Source organism: Pseudarthrobacter sp. BIM B-2242, from assembly GCF_014764445.1.
Lineage (GTDB): Bacteria > Actinomycetota > Actinomycetes > Actinomycetales > Micrococcaceae > Arthrobacter > Arthrobacter luteus_A.
This window is the reverse complement of sequence record NZ_CP061721.1, coordinates 228,401-246,609: the sequence shown is the minus strand read 5'-3', so window position 1 is coordinate 246,609 and position 18,209 is coordinate 228,401. Positions and strand designations below refer to the sequence as shown.

24 protein-coding genes and 1 pseudogene are annotated in these 18,209 nt (G+C 65.7%); 7 read left to right on the top strand and 18 right to left on the bottom strand.

Translation table 11 applies throughout. The annotated features are described in order from the left end of the window. Window positions 1-174: 174 nt before the first annotated feature. The 3 genes from IDT60_RS01200 to lysS all read right to left on the bottom strand — a co-directional run bounded on the left by IDT60_RS01200 (window position 175) and on the right by lysS (window position 2,351). Window positions 175-504, bottom strand: a complete 330-nt coding sequence (locus IDT60_RS01200) for an Lsr2 family protein (RefSeq protein WP_164203019.1) — start codon at window positions 502-504, stop codon at window positions 175-177. A gap of 132 nt (window positions 505-636) precedes the next feature. Further along, entirely contained in the window at window positions 637-816 is a 180-nt protein-coding gene (locus IDT60_RS01195; RefSeq protein ID WP_191080574.1) for a hypothetical protein, read from the bottom strand. A gap of 2 nt (window positions 817-818) precedes the next feature. Continuing rightward, on the bottom strand, window positions 819-2,351 hold the full coding sequence (gene lysS, locus IDT60_RS01190; protein ID WP_191080573.1) for a lysine--tRNA ligase: 1,533 nt from the start codon (window positions 2,349-2,351) through the stop codon (window positions 819-821). A gap of 67 nt (window positions 2,352-2,418) precedes the next feature. On the opposite strand from lysS, the gene IDT60_RS01185 reads away from it, so the two are divergent. The 4 genes from IDT60_RS01185 (at window position 2,419) to IDT60_RS01170 (ending at window position 6,299) form a co-directional block, all read left to right on the top strand. After that, a complete protein-coding gene (locus tag IDT60_RS01185; RefSeq protein ID WP_191080572.1) occupies window positions 2,419-3,303 on the top strand; it encodes an alpha/beta fold hydrolase in 885 nt (294 codons plus the stop codon). Between the two features lie 63 nt (window positions 3,304-3,366). After that, window positions 3,367-4,230, top strand: a complete 864-nt coding sequence (locus IDT60_RS01180; RefSeq protein WP_370590710.1) for an alpha/beta hydrolase — start codon at window positions 3,367-3,369, stop codon at window positions 4,228-4,230. Between the two features lie 34 nt (window positions 4,231-4,264). Continuing rightward, window positions 4,265-5,098, top strand: a complete 834-nt coding sequence (locus IDT60_RS01175; protein ID WP_191080570.1) for an alpha/beta fold hydrolase — start codon at window positions 4,265-4,267, stop codon at window positions 5,096-5,098. Between the two features lie 142 nt (window positions 5,099-5,240). Then, complete coding sequence (locus IDT60_RS01170; protein ID WP_191080569.1) at window positions 5,241-6,299, top strand: S9 family peptidase; 1,059 nt, start codon at window positions 5,241-5,243, stop codon at window positions 6,297-6,299. 53 nt (window positions 6,300-6,352) lie between these two features. On the opposite strand, the gene IDT60_RS01165 is transcribed toward IDT60_RS01170, so the two are convergent. After that, window positions 6,353-7,840, bottom strand: a complete 1,488-nt coding sequence (locus tag IDT60_RS01165) for an MDR family MFS transporter (RefSeq protein ID WP_191080568.1) — start codon at window positions 7,838-7,840, stop codon at window positions 6,353-6,355. Here IDT60_RS01165 and IDT60_RS01160 point away from each other — a divergent pair. After that, the gene (locus IDT60_RS01160; protein WP_191082046.1) at window positions 7,728-7,958 is read left to right on the top strand and encodes a hypothetical protein; all 231 of its coding nucleotides are present in this window, start codon (window positions 7,728-7,730) and stop codon (window positions 7,956-7,958) included. The genes IDT60_RS01165 and IDT60_RS01160 overlap by 113 nt on opposite strands. A 10-nt stretch (window positions 7,959-7,968) precedes the next feature. Continuing rightward, window positions 7,969-8,172 (top strand): annotated as a pseudogene (locus IDT60_RS01155) (LysR family transcriptional regulator); the annotation flags it as partial. 179 nt (window positions 8,173-8,351) lie between these two features. Here IDT60_RS01155 and IDT60_RS01150 read toward each other — a convergent pair. From IDT60_RS01150 to IDT60_RS01140, 3 genes are all read right to left on the bottom strand, one after another. Beyond that, window positions 8,352-8,807 carry a transferase gene (locus IDT60_RS01150; RefSeq protein ID WP_191080567.1) on the bottom strand — a complete coding sequence of 152 codons (456 nt, stop codon included), beginning with the start codon at window positions 8,805-8,807 and terminating at the stop codon, window positions 8,352-8,354. 82 nt (window positions 8,808-8,889) lie between these two features. Further along, window positions 8,890-9,456, bottom strand: a complete 567-nt coding sequence (locus IDT60_RS01145; protein WP_164203044.1) for a type 1 glutamine amidotransferase domain-containing protein — start codon at window positions 9,454-9,456, stop codon at window positions 8,890-8,892. A gap of 117 nt (window positions 9,457-9,573) precedes the next feature. Continuing rightward, complete coding sequence (locus tag IDT60_RS01140; protein WP_164203046.1) at window positions 9,574-10,194, bottom strand: TetR/AcrR family transcriptional regulator; 621 nt, start codon at window positions 10,192-10,194, stop codon at window positions 9,574-9,576. A gap of 130 nt (window positions 10,195-10,324) precedes the next feature. On the opposite strand from IDT60_RS01140, the gene IDT60_RS01135 reads away from it, so the two are divergent. Next, window positions 10,325-10,606 carry a hypothetical protein gene (locus IDT60_RS01135; protein ID WP_191080566.1) on the top strand — a complete coding sequence of 94 codons (282 nt, stop codon included), beginning with the start codon at window positions 10,325-10,327 and terminating at the stop codon, window positions 10,604-10,606. A gap of 50 nt (window positions 10,607-10,656) precedes the next feature. Here the strand turns inward: IDT60_RS01135 and IDT60_RS01130 are convergent, their stop codons facing one another. The 11 genes from IDT60_RS01130 to folB form a co-directional block, all read right to left on the bottom strand. Beyond that, the gene (locus IDT60_RS01130; protein WP_164203050.1) at window positions 10,657-11,367 is read right to left on the bottom strand and encodes a GAF and ANTAR domain-containing protein; all 711 of its coding nucleotides are present in this window, start codon (window positions 11,365-11,367) and stop codon (window positions 10,657-10,659) included. Between the two features lie 9 nt (window positions 11,368-11,376). Then, the gene (locus IDT60_RS01125) at window positions 11,377-12,072 is read right to left on the bottom strand and encodes a GAF and ANTAR domain-containing protein (protein WP_191080565.1); all 696 of its coding nucleotides are present in this window, start codon (window positions 12,070-12,072) and stop codon (window positions 11,377-11,379) included. 105 nt (window positions 12,073-12,177) lie between these two features. Then, window positions 12,178-12,447, bottom strand: coding sequence for a hypothetical protein (locus tag IDT60_RS01120; protein ID WP_191080564.1), 270 nt, complete (start codon window positions 12,445-12,447; stop codon window positions 12,178-12,180). Between the two features lie 9 nt (window positions 12,448-12,456). Then, window positions 12,457-12,678, bottom strand: coding sequence for a hypothetical protein (locus IDT60_RS01115; protein ID WP_164203057.1), 222 nt, complete (start codon window positions 12,676-12,678; stop codon window positions 12,457-12,459). 141 nt (window positions 12,679-12,819) lie between these two features. Continuing rightward, the gene (locus IDT60_RS01110) at window positions 12,820-13,749 is read right to left on the bottom strand and encodes a pantoate--beta-alanine ligase (RefSeq protein WP_191080563.1); all 930 of its coding nucleotides are present in this window, start codon (window positions 13,747-13,749) and stop codon (window positions 12,820-12,822) included. 1 nt (window position 13,750) lies between these two features. Next, complete coding sequence (locus tag IDT60_RS01105) at window positions 13,751-14,641, bottom strand: Rossmann-like and DUF2520 domain-containing protein (protein ID WP_164203061.1); 891 nt, start codon at window positions 14,639-14,641, stop codon at window positions 13,751-13,753. Continuing rightward, window positions 14,634-16,238, bottom strand: a complete 1,605-nt coding sequence (locus IDT60_RS01100) for a PH domain-containing protein (RefSeq protein WP_191080562.1) — start codon at window positions 16,236-16,238, stop codon at window positions 14,634-14,636. Before IDT60_RS01100 ends, IDT60_RS01105 begins: the two co-directional genes overlap by 8 nt. After that, entirely contained in the window at window positions 16,235-16,747 is a 513-nt protein-coding gene (locus IDT60_RS01095; RefSeq protein WP_164203072.1) for a PH domain-containing protein, read from the bottom strand. Before IDT60_RS01095 ends, IDT60_RS01100 begins: the two co-directional genes overlap by 4 nt. Beyond that, window positions 16,728-17,258 carry a DUF3180 domain-containing protein gene (locus IDT60_RS01090; RefSeq protein ID WP_191080561.1) on the bottom strand — a complete coding sequence of 177 codons (531 nt, stop codon included), beginning with the start codon at window positions 17,256-17,258 and terminating at the stop codon, window positions 16,728-16,730. Before IDT60_RS01090 ends, IDT60_RS01095 begins: the two co-directional genes overlap by 20 nt. Window positions 17,259-17,260: 2 nt before the next feature. Then, window positions 17,261-17,797, bottom strand: a complete 537-nt coding sequence (folK, locus tag IDT60_RS01085; protein WP_191080560.1) for a 2-amino-4-hydroxy-6-hydroxymethyldihydropteridine diphosphokinase — start codon at window positions 17,795-17,797, stop codon at window positions 17,261-17,263. Continuing rightward, window positions 17,794-18,198 carry a dihydroneopterin aldolase gene (gene folB, locus IDT60_RS01080; RefSeq protein WP_191080559.1) on the bottom strand — a complete coding sequence of 135 codons (405 nt, stop codon included), beginning with the start codon at window positions 18,196-18,198 and terminating at the stop codon, window positions 17,794-17,796. Before folB ends, folK begins: the two co-directional genes overlap by 4 nt. Window positions 18,199-18,209: the final 11 nt, after the last annotated feature.

Genomic DNA, 18,209 nt, shown 5'->3' with positions numbered 1-18,209 from the left:
AGTCACCTAAATAGCAGGGAATTTGCGGACGATTCACTCACGGCAACACTCAGGGCCGTTTGGCGGCTCCGGTTTTCAGCCCGATGCGCGGACAGCCGCATTATCCAAAGGCAGCAAAAAGCCCCGTCCCGCCGCAGGGCAGAACAGGGCTCTCAGCGCTCAACGCCATCAGTGTCAGGAATTGGCCTTTTGGTAGGCTTCCTGGATTTCAGCCTGAATTCGGCCGCGGCTGTTGACCGTGTAGCCGTTATCCCGTGCCCATTGACGGATCTGCGCAGAATCATTGCCACGGCCCGTCACTGCTGCCTTCGTACGCGTAGCCCGGCCCGCAGATGTTTTGCGTGCGGCCGCGACAAACCGTTCAAGACTGGAACGAAGTTCGGCCGCATTTGCCGCCGACAGATCGATTTCGTAGCTGACCCCGTCAAGGCCAAACCGGACATTCTCGTCCGCGGATCCCCCATCCAGATCATCTACGAGGATGATGTTTACTTTCTGTGCCATTTAAAGACTTCCTCTTTGAGGTTCGGGTGTGCAGAAAAGCAGGATGTTTCTACAAAAAGTATGAACCTCTTTATGGCACCGCGTCAAAGCGACAAATGTCCGCTGTGGATATTCACGCGAACTTCGGCTGCTTTATTTACCCGCGTCCGGATCCGAACCATTCAAAGGCTTGGCGGCGCGCTCTTCGGCTTCGGCCTTGGCGCGCGCTTCAGCCTGGCGCTCGGACTTATCGGCATTGAAGATCGATTTCATGGCGAACCAGAAGATCAGGCCCACCACTATTGACGGCAGCAGTACGGCTACGTATTCCATGCTTAGTGTCCCTCAGGCTTCAGGAGCGGGAAGAGGATAGTCTCGCGGATGCCTGCGCCGGTAAACAGCATGACCAGGCGGTCGATGCCCAGCCCGATTCCGCCCATGGGCGGGGCACCGTATTCGAGGGCGCGGAGGAAGTCCTCATCCAGCTGCATGGCTTCGACGTCGCCTGCAGCAGCGTGCCGGGACTGTTCGGTGAGCCGCTCACGCTGGATGACCGGGTCAATGAGTTCGGAGAAGGCCGTGCCGCGTTCCATGCCGCCGATGATCAGGTCCCAGGCTTCGATCAGCCGTCCGTCTTCGCGGTGTGGGCGGGCCAGGGGCTGGGCCGACGGCGGATAGTCATAGACAAACGTCGGGTTCAGGAGCGTGGGCTCCACGATTTCACCGAACAGTTCCACGGCCAGTTTCTCGGCGTCCCACTTTGGGTCCACCTTGACCTCGTGCTTGCTGGCAATGTCACGAAGCACCTCAAGCGGTGTGTCAGGGGTGACTTCCTGGCCAACGGCGTCGGACAGCCCCGGGTAGACCGAAACCCAGGCCCAGTCGCCGTCGAGGTTAATCTCCCCGGCCTCGGTCTGGAGGGTGCGGCCGGCGCCCACGGCGTCAGCGGCGTCGAGGATGATTTCCTTGATGCGCCCGGCCATCACGAACTGGTCCGCCCAGGCCTCGTAGCACTCAAGCGTGGTGAATTCGGGGCTGTGCGTGGAGTCCACGCCCTCGTTGCGGAACACGCGGCCCATGTCGTAGACACGGTCGATGCCGCCCACGACGGCCCGCTTGAGGTACAGCTCGGTGGCGATGCGCAGGGTCATTTTCTGGTCGAACGCGTTCATGTGCGTCTCGAACGGACGCGCCAGGGCGCCGCCGTGGACCAGCTGCAGGATGGGAGTCTCCACCTCCACATAATTGTGGCGGTAGAGGCTCTCGCGGATGGAACGGGTGATGGCGGCGCGGGTGTAGACCATCTCGCGGGCTTCGTCGCGCACCATCAGGTCCACGTAGCGCTGGCGGACGCGGGTCTCCTCATTCAGCTCTGCGTGGAGCACAGGCAGCGGGCGCAGTGCCTTCGAAGCCATGGACCAGGATTCGGCCATCACGGACAGCTCGCCGCGCCGGGAGGAGATGACCTCACCCTTGATGAACACGTGGTCCCCAAGGTCAACCAGGGCTTTCCAGTCCGCGAGCGCTTCCTCGCCCACGTTGGCCAGGCTAAGCATGGCCTGGAGCCGGGTGCCCTTGCCATCAACGCCGCCTTCCTGCAGGGTGGCGAAGCACAGCTTGCCGGTGTTCCGGACAAAAACCACGCGGCCGGTGACGCCCACGGTGTCGCCGGTGGTGTCGTCGGCCTCGAGGTGTGCGTACTTTTCGCGGATCTCGGTGAGTGAGTGCGTGCGCTCCACACCCACCGGATACGCCTCGGTGCCGCGCTCGATCAGCTTGGCGCGCTTGTCCATGCGGATGCGCATCTGCTCGCTGGCGTCGAGGGGCTCTGGGGCATTTTTGGGGGTGGGGGTGTTTTGGGAAGTCACAATCCCCAAGTTTACCGGGAGTTCAGCTGACCGGCTTCCGGTCAGCTGCCGGGCATAGACTCAGGCTGTGGAGTCGTGGAGAGTTGCAACGGAGGACGGTGGCCACCTTGAGGGCCATTCATTCCTCACCCCTGCAGAACCGGACCCGACGACGGCGGGACCTCCCGGCGTCGTACTTGTCCACGGCACATTGGTCACCGATGCCCTCTACCGCCCTTTCGCGCGGAAGCTCAGCGTCCTGCTCGGACGCCCCGTGCACTGCTACAACCGGCGCGGCCGCGCCGGGTCATCGATCCAGCCTGACGACTATTCGGCAGATACCGAAGTCAGCGACCTTGCCGCGGTGATGGACAGGACAGGCTCCACCGATGTTGTGGCGCACAGCTACGGAGGCTTTGTGGCGCTGCTGGCGGCAAGGACCCTGCCGATCCGCCGGCTGGTGACCTACGACGCCGCCGTGTCACTGTCCGGAAACCTCAGCCACCGCTGGCGGCCGGAGCTCGAGGACGCCGTCACCGCGGGCCAGCTCAACCATGCCTGGGCGCATCTGGTCCAGGGCCTGGGCACTGCCGGGCCGCTGTCCTACCTGCCGCTGGGCGCGCTGCGGATGCTGAGCATCCTTTCAGCCAGGACAAACCTGGGAACGGAAATGCGCCAGCTGCTGCCTACCGCCGTCAAGGAAATGCGTGCCGTTCTCGATGCAGACGCCGAACTGGACGATTTCACCGCGCTCACCACACCCATCCTGATGCTCAGCGGCGGCTGGAGCCCGGCGTACTTCGCCGAGACCGGACGCCAGCTGGCCGCGGCCGTGCCGTCCATCGACTTCCGCGTGGTTCCGGGACAGCTGCATGAAGGACCCATCCGCCCCGGCAAGGGACTCGCTGTGCGGATTGCCCGGTTCATCAACGCCAGCGACGGCCAGGTGCGGCCGCTGGGACGGCGGCGGTAGGTCCGCGAAGATCATCGGCCCCCGGCGCACCGCTGCCAGGAGGCGCAGCGCCATCCGCCTAGGATGGGAACCGTGAAAGAGCAGGAAGTCCCCACGCACGACGGCGGCAGGCTGGCGTTGTACAGCTACGGCACCGAGGATGCACCGGGGAAACGCCGTGTAGTGGTTATCGGCGGAGCTTTCCTCACGGCGCTGATCTACCGGCCGTTTTCGATGGCGCTGGCCGACGGCCTGGGCGAGGGATGGGCCGTGGATGTCTACGACCGGCGCGGCCGGGGAAAGTCCACTGAACAGCCGGCCGGCTACTCCATGGCAACCGAAATCGCCGATGTCCGCACCATCATGGAGGCCACCGGCGCCCGGAACCTCCTCGGCCACAGCCTGGGCGGTTCGGTGGCCCTCAACGCCGTCCAGGAGTTTGCTGGAACGCCGCACGAGCCGGACAAACTGGCGGTGTATGACGCAGCCGTGAACATCGAAGGCAGCATTGATACCTCGTGGCTGGGCGACTTCGAAGCTGCGGTCAATGCAGGCAAGGTGGCGCATGCCATGGCTCTTCTGAAGAAGGGCATGCAGCCCTCCACTGCGCTCTCGAAGACCCCCGAACCGGTCCTCGCCGGGCTGATGGCACTGGTCTCCCGTACCAAGGTCAACAGAATGGCGCGGGAGCTGATGCCCACGGGCGTGGGTGAGCTCCGGGCCGCCTACGACGAGGTGGACCGTGCACGCGACTTCGCTGTGCTGCCCGCCAACACCCACTTCATGGCCGGCGGTAAAAGTCCGCGGTTCTACAAGGTCACGGCGCAGCGGCTGCATGCCGCCGTCCCCGGCAGCACGTTCGAACTCTCGCCAAAGGGATTCCACGGCTCCATCCCGGCCGCGGTGAAGGAACTGGTCACAGACATCGCGGAGTACTTCAAGGGCTAAGACATTCTTCAGCCGGCTCGGCTAGGCTCGAATCATGACGCGCGAGAACATCAAGACCCCCGACGGCGGCACCCTGGAGCTCTTCACCACCGGTGCGGAACTGGCCTCTGCCGGCTCTGGCGTAGTTGTGGTGCCCACGTCCATGGTGACCGCGGCCGACTACACCAGGTTCGCCCAGAAACTCAGCGCCGCCCTGGGCCGCCCCGTCCACACTTTCAACCGGCGCGGCCGTGGCTCGTCCTCGCCGCAGCCCGAGGATTACACCCTGGACGTGGACATCCGCGACCTTGACGCCGTGATGAAACACACGTCCAGCACCGATGTCTTTGGCCACAGCTTCGGCGGCGCAGTGGCCTTGCATGCGGCCCGAACGCTTCCCGTGGAGCGGCTGGCCGTGTATGACCCTGCAGTGTCCGTGAACCACAGCGTCAAGGCGGACTGGACAACGGAATACGAGCGCGCCACGGCCACCGGAGATGATGACCGCGCCCTCGCCGTCCTTACCAAGGGACTGGAAACCGGCGGCGCCTTTTCCCGGATGCCGCTGTCCATGCTGACCATCGCGAACAAGCTCACGGCCGGGACGCACCTTGGCAAGCAGATGCGGGAAATGATGCGCACCGGTGTCCGGGAAGTCAAGGCGATCATTGCCGCGGACATGCCGGCCGAGCCGTTCCTGGAGCTGCCGCTGGAGACACTGATTGTGGTGGGTGAAAAGAGCCCCGCGTACTTCGGGGTTGCCTGCGGCCAGATCCACGACGTCCTGTCCGGTTCCAGCTACACCATCCTGCCTGGCTTCGGCCACGACGGCGCCCTCCGCGCCCCGGACAAGCTCATCACCGAGCTCAGCGACTTCTTCGCCGGCTGACCCCGGCAGGGCAACCAGCAACGCGGAGTCAGATGATGCCCTTTCCGGTCCGTTTACTGGGCTCTAAGTGACCCCGCGCTGGTTGGGCCCCGCGTGTGGAGCAGCGGCAGTGGCGGCAGCTTCCTTAGCCGGCTGGATAAGCGTGCACATTGCGAGAACGCTGGTGACCCCGGTGGAACGGCGTCCCGAACGGATCCGCATTGTGGGGAGCGCCAACGGCACCGTGACCCTTAAGGCCGACCGGGACACAATGGCTCCCGGCGCCTACAGCCTCTATTGGGGCAACCGCACCGGGCACGCCCGGATCGGCCAGGTGATATCCAGCGACAAAAAGGTCGGCACAGTCACCCGGCGCGTCCTGAAAATCTACAGCGGCGAGCTCAGGCCGGGCACTGCGGGGTACTGGTCCGGCTACGTCTACCCGGACCCTGGAGCGGCGGGCCTGCCCTTCGATGACGTGCCCCTGCCGGGGCCGGCTCCGGCGTGGCTCATCCCCGGTACCGGCCGGGGCTCTTGGGTAATTCACGTCCACGGGCTTGGCGGACGGCGGGCCACCGGCCTTCGTACCGCTCCGTTCTTCCACCGGCTGGGATTCACGCAGCTGCTCATCTCATTCCGCGGCGACCCGGACGCTCCCCCGACCGGGGACGGAAAGCACCACCTCGGCCTCACCGAGCTGGCCGATGTGGAAACAGCCCTCAAGTACGCAGCGTCGCATGGTGCAGGCCGGATCATCATCGCAGGCTGGTCGATGGGCGCAACGATGGCCTTGGCCGCAGCCCACACCTCGGCCTACCGGGACCTGATCGTTGGCCTGGTTCTGACTGCCCCGGTCCTGGACTGGCGCCGGACGCTCTTCTCGCACACAGCAGCGTGGCTCCTTCCGGCCGCGCTGGCCACCGGAGCGTTGCGGATCCTCGGCGGGCCGCTGCACCGCTTTGCCGGGCTGGCCCAACCGCTGGACCTCAGGACCTTGGATTTCACCGGCATGGCGCCGCCGGTGCCAGTAATCATCCTTCACGGCGTAGGCGATACCAGCACGCCAATCCGCACCAGCGAGGATTACGCGGCCCGGTTCCCGGACCTCGTCAGCCTGGTCAAGTTTCCCTCCGGGCGGCACACCCAGGAGTGGAACACTTGGCCACAGCTCTGGGAAGGTTCCGTGGCCCGCTGGATGAGGGACTCAACCCCAAGTAAGTAGCAGTAAGTGTCGTTTTGAGCGCTCAAAACGACACTTACTGCTACTCAGTTGGGTTAGTGGGCTGGCCCGTGGCCCGGGGCCGCACCTTCTGTTTTGCGCATCATGGCAGAGAGTACGACGGCGGCGAGCGCTATGACAGTTGCCGTCAGGAAGGCGGCACTCATCCCCGCCACCGGACCGGACGAGGCGGACACGACAGCGAAGATGGACACCAGTAGCGCGGTGCCGGCGGCACCGGCGACCTGCTGGGTGGTGCTCATGATGGCCGAGCCGTGGGAGTACAGGTGCGGCGGCAACGGGTTCAGGCCGGTGGTAAATGCCGGGGTGAACAGCAGCGCCAGCCCGAAACTCAGCCCCACGTGCAGGGTAACGATCCACCACACGGGAGTACCGGCGTCGAGCATGGAGAACTGCCATAGGCTCAGCACCATCAGGATGGACCCGGTGACGGTGAGCGGCAGCGGGCCGATCCTGTCAAACAGCCGGCCGATGAACGGGCCCAGCAGGCCCATCGCCAAGCCGCCGGGCAGCAAGACCAGGCCGGTCTCCAGTGAACCAAGTCCGCGGATTTCCTGCAGGTACAGCGGCAGCAGGATCACGCCGCCGAACAGCGCCATCATGGCCACCACCATCAGCAGCACCGAGACGGTGAACATGCGGAAGTTGAAGGCACGGAGATCCAGCAGCGGGGCCTCCGCCTTTTGCAGCCGGACCTGGCGGAGTACAAAGACCGCCAGGCTGGCCACGCCGATGACCAGCGCGGCGATGGCCACGGTGCCCGGACCGCTCTGGCCGCCGTGTCCGCCGCCGATCTGGCTCAGGCCGTACACCAGGCCGCCGAAGGCAGGAACTGTCAGAAGTACCGAGAGGATGTCGAGCTTCGTCTTCTCCGTCTCGCCGATGTTGGTCAGATACCTGGCACCGATGGCAAGGGCCACCAGTGCCACCGGCAGGACAAAGACAAACATAAAGCGCCAGGTGAAGTGCTCCAGGATCATTCCGGAGACGGTGGGCCCCATGGCCGGCGCCACGGAGATGGCGATGCTGACGTTGCCCATGACGGCGCCGCGCTTGGCCAGCGGCACCAGGGTGAGGATGGTGGTCATCAGCAGCGGGAGCATGATGGCCGTTCCGCCGGCCTGGACGATGCGGGCCAGGAGCAGGATCTCGAAACCTGGTGCCACGGCAGCCAGTGCGGTGCCGCCGGCGAACAGGCCCATGGCCAGCATAAAGACAGCCCGGGTGGAGAGGCTCTGCAGGATGAAGCCGGTCGTGGGAATGACCACGGCCATGGTGAGCATAAAGCCCGTCGAGAGCCACTGTACTGTGGGCGCGTCGACGCCCAGGTCCACCATCAGCCGCTGCAGGGCAACGTTCATGATGGTCTCGTTGAGGATCACCACAAAAGTCGCCACCAGCAGGGTGGCAATGATCGTCACCGACTCGCGGGACATTTTCTCCGGCGCGGAGGGCCTCGACGTCGCCGCCTGGCCGGATTGGCCCGGCGGGCCGGAGGCGTTCGAAGAGACTTCTGTAGACATGGGTGTTCCCTCAGGGAGTAAGAATGAAGTGGGCGCGCGAGCGTCGTCGCTGCAGATTCCAACACTTTACCGGCAGCAGTCATTCCTGCGCACGGGATTTTTCTTCCTGCGCGCGTAGGCTGATCTGCGTGGACACCCGGAAACTGAAGTATTTCCTGGCCGTTGTTGACCATGACGGGTTCAACCGGGCAGCCGAGCATCTGCTGATCGCCCAGCCTTCGCTGTCGCAGACCATCGCCAGCCTGGAAAAGGAACTGGGCGTGCCGCTCTTCCACCGCATAGGACGGCGCGCGGTCCTCAGCGAGGCGGGCAGGGAGCTGGTGGGTCCGGCCTGGCGCTCACGAACGTTTACACCCCGGCCGGGTACACCGATCTGGATTCATCCAAGGATCCTGTACTGTCGGCGGCGCTGCTGCGGCGGATCGGCCAGGACATCGGCGCCAGCCTGCTCTGACCCGGCCGATGACCGGCGCGCCGCCGCAACCGGCGCACCCGAGGGAACCTGGCCGCCTTAGGCGGCCAGGTTCTTTTTCGGTTTCCGGGACCTCTGCCGGACTTCCGTGCCCGCGCCTGTCCGGCGCCGCGGCTGGGCGGCAATGCGGCCGCCGTCGGGCACCCTGCTGTCAGCGGCCAGCCGGGCGCCGTGGCCGATGACGGCACCGGCTCCGATCCGTGAATGGCTGCCGATATGCACGCGGTTACCGATGATCGTTCCATGGCCCACGCGCACGGCGTCGCCGATGATGGTCCGCTCCCCCACCTGCGCCTGGCGGTCGATCCAGCTCCCGTGGCCAACGAGGACGCCGGCTCCGATCCGCGCGTGCGGTTCAACGTAGGTCATCAGCCCCAGACGGGCTGAGTCAGCTACAACCGCGCCGCGGCCCACATAGCCCCCGCCGTTCTGGTGCCGGTGATAGTACACCACTCCGCCGGAGTCGTCCTCAAACGATTCAACCTGCCTGGTCATACCCGGTCCCTGTTCGTGTTTCATCAAAACGGGTGGTTCCCCCGCTCACCTGTATTAACGGCGGGGGAACCGGGCAGATTCCTTAGACGGTCTGGCCTGCGTGCCGGCCTTCGGAGATTTCCTCCACGAGTTTGCCGTTGAAGGCCTCAAGATCGCCCGGGTGACGGCTCGTCACCAGGCCTTGGTCAACCACGACTTCCTCATCACTCCAGTTGGCGCCGGCGTTCTTCAGGTCGGTCTGGAGCGTGTGGTACGAGGTCACGTTCCGGCCGCGGATCACGCCGGCGTCGATCAGCAGCCATGGTCCATGGCAGATGGAAGCCACCGGTTTATGCTGCTCAAAGAAGCTGCGGGTAAAGGCCTGGGCGGCCTTATCCACACGGAGGTGATCGGCGTTCACCACGCCGCCGGGGAGGACCAGAGCGTCAAAGTCGGACGCATTGGCCTCGGCCAGCGTCAGGTCGACGTTGAACGTGTCGCCTTTGTCCGTCCCGTTGTAACCCTGTAGCCGTCCGCTGCCGGGAGCGACCAAAACGGGTTCGCCGCCGGCGTCCTTGACTGCCTGCCACGGGCTGGTGAGTTCGACCTGCTCCACGCCGTCCGTCAGCAGGAAAGCGACTTTTTTGCCAGCGATGCTGTGTTCTGACATTTTTCCTCCTTCAGCGAGGCGGATCGGCGCATTCCAGCGCACGGGTGACCGCTTCGAGAGTTGTGTGCCTGACAGCATCCAGCCTAGGAAAGCCCAAAGTGATAAGCAAGCTGACTATCAGCTGCTGTGGTGCTCGATCAGCCAGCCGGCCATCTCCTGGGCCCGCCTCGCCGCCTGAGTATCCCCTTCAGAGGCGGAAACGATGGAGCCCTTCATCAGGATGTGCCATGAGCGGGCAAAATCCTCGGGCCGGTCCAGGCCGGCCTGCTCCGCCAGGGCCTGCACGTGCCCCCGGATCCTGGACAGGTAATCGATGCTGGCCTGGCCCAGCGGATGCGCCGGACCCATCTCAAGCAGGATGTTGATGAACGAGCAGGCTTCGAAGTCGTCCCGAAGGAACCATTCGCCAAAGACGTCGAAAATTGCCAGCAGCTGTTCCGTCGGCTTGGTGGCCCGACGTTTGGCCTGCCCAACGATTGCGTCCACAGTCCAAAGTTGGTCCCGAAGTTCCAGGAACGCGAGAACCAGCGCATCCTTGGACGGGAAGTGCCGGTAGAAAGTTGCCTTGGCCACGCCGGAGCGTTCAATGAGTTCGTTGACCCCGACATCCCGCACTCCGCGCCGGGAAAACAGTTCGTAGGCCACGGCGAGGATCCGCTCCCGGGAATCGGCAGGACGAACAGCCACCGCTGCATCGTTCTCCGCAAGCGGCAGTGTGGCTTCTCCATCGGAAATCATCGTGGTACTACTTTACTCCCAAGTGCAGACAGACCGGTCTTCCTGCATGTAGTGTTTTTCCCAGACGCAAGTGCTTTGACTCCGACGGGTTCCCTTCCAGGGCCCGTCGGCCTGGTGCAAGGAGGCCCCAATGTCAGCAGAGCGAACGTTCGAGTTTATCCCGTGCAACGACCCGGACCCGTGGATTGAAACCACCGCAGCCTCGGCTGAGGTGAGACAGTTTGCCCGCGAGTCCCTTCGGTGGCAGGCGCAGGAAATCATTGACGAAGTTCTCAACGGGACGGACCCCAACGAAGAGCTGGCCAGGGCCCGGCTGCGCCGCTGCGTCGCCCAGAACCCCGGCCGGCCGGAACGCGCACTCCTCCAGCAGCTGATGCTTAACCGGGACCGCCAAGGTGGATCAACACTGTAAGGCGGCCCGCCTCCGCCCTACCCGCAAAATGTTCTCTCACTGCGTGCGGTTCACAACGTCAGGCTGCGGTCCACAATCTTTCCGGCGGTTACCTGCAGGCTCTGGCTGTTGGCTCGCGCGTGGCTGCGCAGCCGGTTGAATGCCTCGTCCATATCCACACCCGCCGTATGGGCAATGACGCCCTTGGCCTGCTCAATCAGCACCCGGGTATTGAGCGCCCGCTGGAGCTGCTCATTGACCAGCGCAGCCTCCCTGAGGGTGCGTTCCTGCATAAGGCTGATGGTGGCGACGTCGGCCAGCGCCTGGCCGATTGCAGCATCCTCTTTCGTCAAGGGGCGCGCACTGGCGCCAAACAGGCCCATCGCGCCGATGGTGCGTCCCTGGACCCTCATGGGCACGGCATGGACCGAACGGAAGCCTTGGGAAAGTGCTGCTTCCCGGAAGCCCTGCCAGGCGGTCAGGCTATTGATGTCGGCCACTTCCACGGCTTTCCCGGTCAAGTAGCACTCCACGCACGGGCCGGCCCCTGCCTGCAGTTGCAGGACCTCCACGAGCCGGCTCTCCTCGCTCGTGGACGCCACCACCTGCAATTCTCCGCTGGGATCAGCGAGCAGCAGTCCCGCGGCCGCGACGTCGAGGAGCCCCACAGACTCCTCCACCAGGGTGTGGAGGAGGTCCAGGACGTCATAGTCCGCCACCAGTGTGTCCGTGAGCTTCACGAAAGCCACACTGACGCGCTCCGCGCGCGTATTCGTTACCATGGCGCCATTTTACTGCAGTGCATGCCCGCCGGGCCGGTCATCCTGCGGGCCGAAGCTAAGCCGGCCATCAAGCACAGCGGCCGCTGTCGCCTTCAAGCTCAGGTCGTTGGCAAAGGCGTAGGCGCGCAGCATGAGCAGGGATTCGGCCGCTGAGGCGCCGGACTGGGCCAGAACCATGCCGGTGGCCTGATGGATCTCCCGGCGCGACATCAAACCGGGCTCCAGGGAAGGATCGGTCTCAGCCGAATTGACGTTGAGGATCTTGCGCAGGAGATACCAGGCGGTCTGCCCCGCCAGCACTGCGGCAGTTGACTGGTCGGAACGGCTCAGGGGGCCCGGCGCGGTGTGATACAGCTCCACGACGCCGAGGTCCACCGCCCCGACTGTCAAAGGGAAGACAAACAACGCCGCTGCCGCCGTTCCCTCGAGGGCTTTGTGGAACACCGGCCACTCGCCGTCTACGGTGGCCTGCGCGTCGCCAAGCAGGACGGGCAGCCGGGTCTTCAGTGCCCGCCACCGCGGGCCCTCCCCCAGGTTGAACTGCAACTCGTCCAGGCGCGCCGCCAGATCGTCGCTGGCGGCTACCAGCGTCTCAGCGGCGGTTCCGCCGAACAGGGATACAGCCACACCGGTGACGGGCAGGTTCGAGAGATAGGGAGCACAGAGGTCGTCTTCACCCTCGACCACGCCGGGGGCAATGTCCATGGTCTGCCTCTGATCCCTGATTCGTCCCGCTGTGTAGGGTCCGGCTGCAGGCTGAACCGGAACGGCGGAGTCGTCCCTTCAAGAATACATTTGCTGCCAACCGGCTCAGGCCACCGGCAGGCCTTCAACCGGCAGGCCGCCACCCTCGGCGTTAGCGATCCGGGAGGTTTCCGTCAGGTGGGCCAGCAGCGCCCTCTCCGGGGCGTGCGGGTAGGCAGCCAGGCACCTCTGCAGCCGATGTTTAACCTCGTCCAATTCCGGGCACGGATCATCAAAGATGGAGGCGATGATGTCATACGCCTGCCCTTGGAGCGGGGTTCCTGCAGTCAATACATGGCGCTGCACGAGTTGCAGCATGCCATCAGCGTCAGGCATGAGTGGTCCCTAGAAATCCAGCCGTTCACGCGTTTCACCGAACGGCACGGCCTCGCTGACTGCCACGGTGTAGGTATCGTGCGCGTGGCGGGTCACCAGGATGCCGCAGAGGGCAGTGGTGGCCGCATACTGGCGGGCCAGATCCACGGCTGAATTCAGATAGTCATCCACCAGGGACGCGTCAGTGACTTTGACGAGGTAAGACAGACCGTCGTCTACGGTGCGGATCATGGGGTTTGCTCCTCCGGGGGGTCGCCAAAGATGAGGCGATGCCAGGGTCCGGGGCACTACGTCCAGCCTAGCCGATCCGCAGGTAATCCAACAGATATCCAGGCCCGTACGGGCCTCAGGGGCGGGACCGCAGGGCAGGCATCAGGAACTCAGCGGCGCATTGTCAATCAGCCGGACCGGCCCGACTTTGGCCGCGACGAGCGCCAGCCCCTCACCGCGGAACGGGACCTTCCGGCAGTTTTCGGCGAGCGGCTCAAGGGTGTCCGGGTCCACGACGTCGAAGTAGTCCAGCGCAACCAGAGGCTGGGACTCAATCAAGGCACGGGCGGAGTCCAGGTCCAGGGGCTGGTGGGCGTTGGCCCGCTCTTCGATGAGCCGCAGTGCGCGTGACAGTACCAGGGCCGCGTCCCGCTCCTCGTCGGAGAGGAACCGGTTACGGCTGGACAGGGCCAGCCCGTCGTCGGAGCGCACCGTGGGTACGGCAACTATCTCAACCGGGAAGTTCAGGTCCGCCACCATCCGCCTGACCAGCGCCAGCTGCTGGGCGTCCTTCTGGCCGAAGTACGCACGGTAGGCGGGCAGGCCGGCACCGGCACCCGAGACGAAGGCCCCGGCCGGCGGAAGTCCCGCACCCGGGATGCCGTAGTGCAGCAGCTTGGCAACCACGGTGAGGGCGCCGTCGAAATGCCCGGGGCGCGAGGCCCCTTCCCACTTCTCCCCCAGGGACCCGGCCGTCACGCGCACCAGCGGCTCGCCGCCGGGGTAAACCTCCTCCACCGAGGGTGCGAACACCAGGTCAACACCTTGCTCTTCGAGCAGGGACACATCGGCCTCGAGCGTACGAGGATAGCGGTCCAGATCCACCGCGTCACCAAACTGCAGCGGATTCACAAAGATGGTTGCCACCACCACGTCGTTTTGTTCGACGGCGGTACGCGCCAACCGGGCGTGCCCCTCGTGGAGTGCGCCCATGGTAGGCACCAGGCCCTGGGACCTGCCACCTCGTTCGGCCAGAAGCAAGGCACTCGCTGCCCGCAGTTCCGCCGCCGTCCGCACCAGTTGCGCCACCATGTCAGTCTCCTTCTTCCAGGGCCGCACGCATGGCGTCCACTTGATCCTCTTTCAGCAGCCCGCGGCTTTCGGCCCGCCGTGCCGTGGCCCGGGCCATGGCGAGGTACGCCTCGAGCACATCGCCGTGCGTCCCGGCGTCGTACTCCCGCAACGCCTCGGCATGGGCCGCCACGGTTCCCGCGTCGCCCCTGGCCACGGGGCCGGTCAACGCCGATTCCCCGGAGGCGAGGGCGTTCTCCAGCGTGGCCCGCAGCAGGGGGCCAAGCATCCGGCCCGGTTCGTCCACACCCACATCGCGGAGCAGCTGCGAAGCCTGGGCCACCAGCGTGACAAGGTGGTTGGAACCATGGGCAAGGGCCGTGTGGTAAAGCGTCCGGTCACCCTCAGCGATTGCTACCGGTTCCGCCCCCATCTCCACAACCAGGGCCTGCGCAATGGGCAGCATGGCGGCATCGGCTGTTACCCCGAAGGTGCAGTCAAGCAGTCGGGTGAGGTCGAGGCTCATGCCTGTGAACGTCATGGCCGGGTGCAGTGCCAGCGGAATGGCGCCGGCGCTTCGCACCGGGTGCAGGACGCCCACGCCAAACCGGCCGGAGGTGTGGGCCACCAGCTGTCCGGGCTGCCAGGCGCCAAGTTTCGCCAGCCCGTCCACCAGGCCGGCCAGCGCGTCGTCGGGAACGGCCAGGAGCACCAGTTCGGCACGCTCCACAATCTCCTGGATCTCAAGGACGGGAACTCCGGGCAGCAACGCTTCCGCGCGTTCGCGGCTGGCCTCCGACACAGCGGACACCCCGACGACGGCATGTTCTGCCCCGCGGAGGGCGGCGCCAAGCACCGCGCCGACTTTGCCGGCACCGATGATTCCGACGCCGAGACGTCCGGGCTTAACCACGGCGGGGGCCTTCCTGTTGGGGACTGGTTTCGACCGGCTCAACCACCGGGGGTTCGGCCGGAGGAGCCTCCGGGGCCGGATCAGCCACCGGGGCCACTTGCGCCAGCCATTGTTCGCTGGTCTGCCGTTTACGGGCCAGCCGTGCCCGTGCTGCCTGTTCATCAAAGAGAGCCCTCGCCTGGTCAACACCGGCCTGGGTCAGGCGCGGTGAAACCGGCCCCGCCGTAGTGTGGAGGACGAGGTCCGCCACCCCGAACCGGCGTGCAATGGGCCCCTGGTGCACGGCCAGGGACTGGGTGCGCTGGTGCGGGACCATGACCAGTTGCCGCCACCACCGGCCCGAACGGATCAACAGAGCCGTGCCGGTGACGGCGAACCCGTTGCGGCGCCAGCCAAGCGGAGCCAGGAACCGGCCACGGCGCGGCGTGGTGACAAATCCGCCGTCGGAATCCAGTCCGCTGAGCCCCGCCGCGAAAATGCGGCCGGGCTCCGGTGTTCCGGGGTCCGGCAGGACCAGGGCGATCATGCTCATCACGTCCGGCAGCTTACCCACGGGCAGGAGCGTGGTCCGCGGCGAGGCCTCGCCGTTGCTGCCCACGGCACCGTAGCCGGCAACGTTGACCTGGATTCGGTACCAGCCAAAGATCCGCCAGAGCGGGGACTGGGTCACTGACAGCGCCTGGATCCTGCCGGGCGGGAGGGTCTGTGCCTGCGTGTCCAGCAGGCCGTACCGGAGCCGGATCCCGTCCGGGGAAATGGCCGCAGTGAAGTTGTAGCCCTTGTTAAAGGAACCCCAGTAAGCAGCGGCCAGGCCAAGCGCGGCGGGGATCAGGTAGAAGTAGAAGCCCTGGTTATCCGTCACTGCCGACAGGATCACTGAGGCGATGCCGCCCACCACAACGAAGAAACTCTGCTCGCTCAGCAGCAGCGAACCAACCAGGCGGGACGGCGGGACGGACAGCACCGGATGTTCGGGCGCCTCGGGCGGGGCTTCCTGCGGCCGGGCCGGGTCCGGGACAATGCCGGCGGCCCGCGCCAGGATGGTGGCCCGAAGCTGCCGCGCGTCGTCCATCCGCAGGTAGGCAAGCTTCACCGCCGATTCGCCGGCGTCTGCCACCTCGAACTTGAGTTCTGCGAGGCCGAAGATCCTGGCCAGCAGGGGCTGGACGATGTCGATGGCCTGGACGCGGTCCAGCCGGGCCTGCCGCTGCTGGCGGAAGAGGAAGCCGGAGTTGACCCGGACGTACCCTTCGGAGACCTGGTACTTGGTGAAATACCAGGTCAGGATGAACCCCAGCACGGCCAGCACCAGCATGATTCCGCCACCGGCGACCAGCCAGGGCGCGCGGCCGGCGAAGTCCTCCTCGACGAGCGGCCTGCCCTGCAGCAGCCGTTCGAAGATATCCCGGCCAAAGAAATAACCGATGGCTGCCAGGGCAACCCAGCCACGCACAAAAGGCGAGGCCGGGTGCACCCGCAGCCACTCGCCGTCGGGCGCTAACGCGGGCCCGGGTGCAGGCGCGCCCGGTGCGGCGGCAGGAACGTCCGGTGCAGCGGGAACGTCCGGCGCACCGCGCTCCGGAACCCCAGCGGTCACAGCCCTGCCAGCCTGGCTTCGCCCCGGGCGGCGAGCTGTTCACGCAGGCGCGCCCCCTCTTCGGCGGGCAGGCCGGGGATGATTGCCTTGGTGCCGGGGGCGGCGGTGTGGAGTTTGAGTGTGCAGAGGCCAAGGCCGCGCTCCACCGGCCCTACGCCGATATCCACATACTGCATCCGGCCGTAAGGCACTGCCATGACCCGCTGGAAGAAAATGCCGCCGCGGATCAGCAAATCGTCGTCCCGTTCGGCATAGCCGATGGCGCGCACCTGCCGCGGGATCAGCAGCAGCCGCCAGATGGCCAGCACAAAGGTTGCCGCCGGCACCAGGATGGCCAGCCACAGCGGCGGCCATCGCCACCAGCCCAGGAGCACGAAGACAAGGGGCAGGCTCAGGACAAGCACGGCAATGACGTTTCCGATGGCCCACTCCACCAGCCGGACGGTGACGTACTTCGGCGACACCCGCTGCCACGTCACACCCGCCGGATCAATCGCCCCGGTATGCATATTCGCCTTCCCCTGCAGCTTCCCCGCGCACCTTGCGGCCGGGTGTCCCGTCGCCGGACGCTTCAGTGTCTTCGGGCGGGATCCTGCAGAACCTCTCCACCAGCAGGCCCACAACGATCATCACCAGCCCGCCGCCGGCTACGGCTACTGCCACCCAGGTGATGCCTTGGTCGCTGCGCAGGTTCCAGATGCGCAGCTGGTCCAGGAAAATCCCCGCGTGCCAGCCGAGCAGAACGGTGCCGGCGTAGGCGCAGGCCTGCGCGAGCACCAGTGTTCTCGCGGCAAGGATCGGGTCAAGCGCTTTCTTGCGTTTGGTGCTGTTGCGCCACCGGAGGACCCTGATGCCCAGAATCAGGGTGATGGCTACGATCACGGCCATGGTGGCCAATGCTGTGGCCGGCAGAACCGGAGTTGCCATGCTGTAGCGGGTGGTCACCACCGTGGCTGACCAGCCGGCCACGGTCAGGACCAGCCCGATGAACAGGAGGCGGAGGGGGTTGATGGGTTTCACGGCTACTCAACCGCCCCGGCGGTAGGGGCGCCGTCGTAGTCGCCGAAGCCGTCAAACGGGACCAGGTCCGGGAAGTCGGCGGCGCGGGCGGCCAGCTCGCTGACCCGTTGGCCCCCCAGCGTCGCGGCCGGCTCGATCAGGGACCAGGGGTAGAGGACAAAGGCGCGTTCGGCGGCGCGCGGATGCGGCAAAGTCAGGTCGGGGTCGTCGCTGGTGACATCGCCGTAGGTGATGATGTCGACGTCGAGCGTTCGCGGACCCCAGCGCACGTCACGGACCCGGAGGTGCTTGTTCTCCACCGCGTGGCAGTGTTCCAGCAGCGCTTCCGGGGACAGGAGGGTCTCCACGGTCATGACCATATTCAGGAAATCGGGCTGGCCGGGCGGTCCGCCAACCGGCTTGGTCTGCACTACCGGGGACACAGCCAGCAGCCGCACCTCAGGAGGGTCGACGAGGTCCGCGACGGCGCCGGAGAGGGTGTCGTTGCGTTCGCCCAGGTTACTCCCGAGGGCCAGGACCGCTTTGGTGTAGCCCGTCATGGCCGGGTTCCGTAATGCGGAGCGTGGTCTGGAGGGACACTATGCTGCCGGGCACGGTGCACACTGACCGCAACATCGCCAAAGGGCACCTCGATGGGCGCCTGGGGCTTGTGGACCGTGACGTCCACGGCCCCGATGTTGAACCTGGCCAGCAGGTCGTCTGCGATCCGGACAGCAAGGGCTTCGATCAGGTTCAGGGGCTCGCCCGTGATCCAGTCCTTGATCCGTTCGGCCACTTCACCGTAGTGCGCGGTGTCCCGGACGTCGTCGGACTCGGCAGCCTTGGTGAAGTCCAGGTGCAGGACGGCATCCACCACGAATGGCTGGCCCTCACGGCGCTCAAAGTCGAACACGCCGTGATGGCCGACGGCGGTGACGCCGCTCAGCGTAATCCTGTCCATGGGTCCCCCGG